The 4,813-nt window shown below is 69.3% G+C and carries 5 protein-coding genes; 2 read left to right on the forward strand and 3 right to left on the reverse strand.

Annotated elements, in window-relative coordinates; all coding sequences use genetic code 11:
• The first annotated feature begins 231 nt into the window (after positions 1 to 231).
• A complete protein-coding gene (locus tag ACFQEU_RS11450) occupies positions 232 to 1,419 on the forward strand; it encodes a multicopper oxidase domain-containing protein (RefSeq protein ID WP_379782235.1) in 1,188 nt (395 codons plus the stop codon).
• 67 nt (positions 1,420 to 1,486) lie between these two features.
• Here ACFQEU_RS11450 and ACFQEU_RS11455 read toward each other — a convergent pair whose 3' ends face one another.
• From ACFQEU_RS11455 to ACFQEU_RS11465, 3 genes are all read right to left on the reverse strand, one after another.
• Positions 1,487 to 2,155: a helix-turn-helix domain-containing protein gene (locus ACFQEU_RS11455; RefSeq protein ID WP_379782237.1), complete on the reverse strand. Its 669-nt coding sequence runs from the start codon at positions 2,153 to 2,155 to the stop codon at positions 1,487 to 1,489.
• Between the two features lie 107 nt (positions 2,156 to 2,262).
• On the reverse strand, positions 2,263 to 2,730 hold the full coding sequence (locus ACFQEU_RS11460) for a MoaD/ThiS family protein (RefSeq protein WP_379782239.1): 468 nt from the start codon (positions 2,728 to 2,730) through the stop codon (positions 2,263 to 2,265).
• 162 nt (positions 2,731 to 2,892) lie between these two features.
• On the reverse strand, positions 2,893 to 4,251 hold the full coding sequence (locus tag ACFQEU_RS11465; RefSeq protein WP_379782241.1) for a DEAD/DEAH box helicase family protein: 1,359 nt from the start codon (positions 4,249 to 4,251) through the stop codon (positions 2,893 to 2,895).
• 50 nt (positions 4,252 to 4,301) lie between these two features.
• On the opposite strand from ACFQEU_RS11465, the gene ACFQEU_RS11470 reads away from it, so the two are divergent.
• Positions 4,302 to 4,813: alpha/beta hydrolase fold domain-containing protein (locus ACFQEU_RS11470; protein ID WP_379782243.1), on the forward strand; the 512-nt coding region annotated here is incomplete at its 3' end.

The raw sequence follows: 4,813 nt of genomic DNA on the forward strand, positions 1-4,813 counted from the left end.
CCGACGCCTCGAACGCGCCGAGCACGCGCGCGGCGAGCGGGCGGTGCTCGCGGTCGACGAACTCGGGGCGGTACCCGCCGCCGGCTCTCGACACGCGGAGGAGGTCCTTGCGTAACACGGTCGTCGGTTGACGGCGAGCACTGATAAAGAGTCGAACCGGTACGGGCGGATTCCCGGCCGCCGAGAGCGCGGGACTGCGTTAACTCCCCCGAGCGAGGACGTCGAACCGTAATGACTGGCCTGCACGCGTTCGGTCGACGAACCGCTTCGAGACGGGCGTTCCTTTCGACGGCTGCCGCGGTCGGTGCCGCCGGCCTCGCCGGCTGTGCCGGCGCGCCGTCTCAGGGTGTCGAAGCGGAGGAACCGACCGAGGAGACGGTAACGGCCCAGCCGGAGCAGTGGTCCGGGAGCGACTCGACAGCGGTCGAGACGGAGTACCCGTATACCGCGCCGCCGACGACCGTCGACCTCGACGAGCGCGACGGCGCGGTGACGCTCTCGACCCGGGCGTGTCGCCATCAGCTGCTCGGCGAGGACGCGCGGGGCGGCCCGTGGGAGCTCCCCGAAGTCTGGGGCTGGGAGACGGCCGAGACGGAGCCGAGCGTTCCCGGCCCGGTGCTCAGAGTGACCGAGGGAACGGAGATGGAGCTCACCTACGACAACACGCGGCACAACCGGGCACACACGTTCCACGTCCACGCGCTCCGGAAGAGCTGGATGGACGACGGTGCCCCGACCACGACCGGGAAACAGGTCGGCCCGGGGGAGGAACACACGTACGAGATCACCGCCAACGTCCCCGGTACCCACCTCTACCACTGTCACTTCCAGACGCAGAACCACCTCGATCTGGGGATGTACGGGATCCTCCGGGTGGACCCCGTCGACTACGAGCCGCCGGACAAGGAGTTCTTCCTGACGGTGAAAGACTGGGACACCCGACTCTCGGCGTCGACGGCCGGCGGCGACGTCTCCTTCTCGCATCGGGACCGAAACCCCGACGCGTTCACGGTGAACGGGCGTTCCGCGCCGTACAGCCTCCACCCGGAGGAGGGGTCGCCGATGATAGTCGAGCAGGGGGACCGCGTGCGGATCCACCTGACGAACAACGGGTACGAGACCCACTCGATGCACACGCACAATCATCGCTTCGAGGTCGTCGAGAAGGACGGCGGGGTGATCCCCGAGTCCGCCCGCTACGCCGAGGACGTGGTGCCGATAGCGCCCGCGGAGCGGAAGACGATCGAGTTTACCGCCGACGCCGACCCGGGGATCTACGCGCTCCACTGTCACAAGGTGAACCACGTGATGAACGGCGACACCTACCCGGGCGGGATGCTCACCGGACTCGTGTACGAGGACGCCCTCGACACGGAACAGTTCGAGGCGCTGATGGACCTCGCCGGATACGAGGGCTGATCCCGTTCGACCGGAACGTGATCGATGTGCGGCAATCAGCGGCCCCCCACAACCCGGAACCGCGGCGTCAGCGGTCCATCAGCTCCCGCTTCAACTCGCCGCTCACCGTCGGAAGGTCGCCGATGAACTCCCGCACGACCGTCCGTTCGATCCGCTGGAGGGTCTCGCTACACGTCGACTTCGCGATCCCAGCCTCGGCCGCGAGTTGGGTCTGCGTACACCCCCGAGGCACGTCGTAGTAGCCACACTCGACGGCCGTCACGAGGAGGTCGAGCTGGTTCTCCGTGAGGAGCCGGCTCGGGTTTACGCGCTGACGAACGAACTCGACGTCGTACTCGAGTCCCATCGCACGGAGCTGGTCGCCGAACGCCGACAGCCGATCGTGTGCGCCGGTGGCGTCGAGCGTGGCGACACCGTCGCTGATCTCGACCGGCATCTCGATCGGTATCCCGGCCTCCCGTGCGGCGGCGAGAAGTAGGGGGGCCGACGCCTCGATCTGAACGGTGGCGTCCGACGCCTCGCGGACCATCACGGAACACTCAACAAGCCCGGTGTGGTCGTCCATCGCAGCGAGCACTTCGTCGACCGGTCGGCCGGTGATCCGGACGAGGGCGAACCCGGCGTTCTCGCCGGGGGTCGCGGACAACACGCGGAACACCGCGTCGGGGAACGCGCGTGAGACGTCCGCGATCCACGGGCCGTCGGGTAGGTCGACGAGGAGACGGATGCGTGCCATATGTGGGCCGACCGACTGAACGCCGGCCGAACGGCGAACCCTGTGTCCTGTCTCGTAATAAGCGTGTCCGACCCGCGGCACGCGGCGGGCCGGTTCGACGGCCCCGCTCAACAACAGAACATGAACGGATAGACGAGCGCGACCCTGTCGCCGTCCTCGAGGACCGTGTCGAACCCGCGTTCGTTCTCGTTGAACCGACCGTTCACTAGGATCCGGGCGTACGCGACGGTCTGCTCGCCGACCGGGTTTTTGCGCCAGGTCCCGGGGAGCTCCTCCGGCGTCGGGGCCCACCCGCTGTGGGTCGACTCCGCTTCCGTCTCGGCGATCAGGAGCTCCTGGAGCTCGGGGTACTCCTCGAACAGCTCGTCGAGGAACGCCCGGAGCGTGTGGCCCCCGAACGCGTACTCGAACTCGTAGGTGCCGTCGAGCTCGCGGCGCACGTGGCCAGTACATCTGACGGTGAGGGTCGTCTCGGCCGGCTCGGATGCCGTCGTGTTCCCCGTATCGGATGTCGCCGCGTCCGCGGAATCGGCGGCAGTCCCGTCAGTCGTGCGCTCCTCGGTCTTCGTGGGCATGTTCCGGCGTACGGCAGGGGACGGCGTAAGCGGCGACCCGAACGTGTTCGCATACGACGCCCCTGTCGACTCACACGTCCGCTACCGCCGACTCACACGTCCGCTACCGCCGACTCACGCGTCTCTCCGCCGACGACCGTCAGATCCGGGTCCGGAGACGGCTCACCGCCGCCGACCGGCGACCCGCTCCTCGGCCGTCTCGGCGCTGACGAGCTCGTACAGCATCGCGCGTCCGCCGTCCGCCTTCGGGCGGAGCACCCGGCCGAGCCGTTGGGTGAACTCCCGCTCGCTTCCCGAGCCGGAGAGCACCACGGCGACGTTGGCGTCGGGGACGTCTACCCCCTCGTCGAGGACGTTGGCGGCGACTACCCGGGAGTAAGTCCCGTCGCGGAACCGTTCGAGGACCTCGCGGCGCTCCGCCGCGCCCGTCTCCGCGGTGATCGCCGGGATCAGGAACCGCTCCGAGATCCGATAGACGAGGTCGGTGTGGGCGGTGAACACGATGACGCGGTCCTCGCGGTGCCGGTGAAGCAGGTCCGCGAGCCGGTCGAGCTTCCGTTCGGCGTTCATCATGATCTCACGGGCCGCCGACTTCGCGAGCAGCGCCTCTCGGGCGCGGGGATCGTTCCCGGAGCGCAACACCAGCTTGCGGTAGTCCTCGCCGCTGGTGAAGGTGATCCCCGACTCGCGGAGGTACTCGACGAAGACGCCCTGTTTCGCCTCGTATCGCTCCCGTTCGGCCGGAGTCAGCTCCACCTCGATCCGACGGACGTCGTATGGGGCGAGATGCTCGCCAGCGAGGTCGTCCACGTCGAGCGAGTAGACGCGCTCGCCGACGAGCTCGGCGATCGTCTCGTGGGCACCATCGGGCCGCTCGAACGTCGCTGTGAGGCCGAGCCGGGCGGGGGCGGCGAGCAGCCGGGCGATATCCCGATAGCCCTCTCCGCCGAGGTGGTGAACCTCGTCGAAGACCACGAGCTCGAAGGCGTCACCAACGGCCTCGGCTTTCAGATACGCCGAGTCGTACGTCGACACCGTGATCGCCTCCTGGCGCTGCTCGCCGCCGCCGAACCGGCCGATCGGCACGTCGAACTCGGTCGCCAGCTCGCGTTCCCACTGGTCGAGGAGGTCGACCGTGGGGACGACGACCAGCGTTGGAACGCCGAGCTCGACGATGGCCCGGATCGCGATCACCGTCTTCCCGGCCCCCGTCGGCAGTTCGAGCACCCCCCGGTCGTCAGCGGATCGCCACGCGGCGAGCGCGTCCGCCTGGTACTCGCGGAGGTCGTAGTCGGTGGTGAGACCGAGCCCCTCGCGATCGCCGTCGAACACCCGGTCCTCGACGTGGACCCCGGCGACCGAGAGCGCGCGACGGATCGCCGCGTATCGGTACGCGGGGGCCCGGGCGATCCCGGAGCGGGGATCCGCCTCGACGCCGGGAAGCGGCGGGAGCCGACCCGCGTCGTCCCCGTCGGCGTCCACGCGGATCGTTCCGTTCTCGTAGCCGAGCCGGACCGTCATCGGTCGTGGTAGCCGGCGGACTGATAAAGGACCACCGCCTCGCTCCCCCTATGCGCGCGGCCGAACTCGACCCCGAACTCGCGGCGGTCATCGACGAGCTCGAAGGTCTCGGGCTCCCCGACTGGCACACCCTCTCCGTAGACGCCGCCAGGGAACTGGAGGACGAGGTGTTCTCCGGCGATCCGGAGCCGCCGGTGGCGACCGTCCGCGATCTGGCGTTCGACGGCCCGCACGGCCCGGTTCCCGTTCGGGTGTACCGACCGCCCGCGGCGGTAGCAGGAGGTCCGGCCGACGGAACCGCGGATCGAGCCGGAAAAGCGACCGACACCGACGGAGGCACCGCGACCGTTGACGACGCAGCCGATGCCGAGGGCGCACCGACGCTCGTTCACTTCCATGGCGGCGGGTGGACGCTGGGAACGCTGGACTCCGTCGACGGGATCTGTCGCGAGCTCGCGACGCGTGCGGCCGCGGTCGTGGTCTCCGTCGACTACCGGCTCGCGCCGGAACACCCGTTCCCGGTGGCCGTCGACGAGGCGGTAGCGGCGGCCGAGTGGGCCAC

It is taken from the genome of Halorubrum tibetense (assembly GCF_042661865.1).
Taxonomy (GTDB): Archaea; Halobacteriota; Halobacteria; order Halobacteriales; family Haloferacaceae; genus Halorubrum; species Halorubrum tibetense.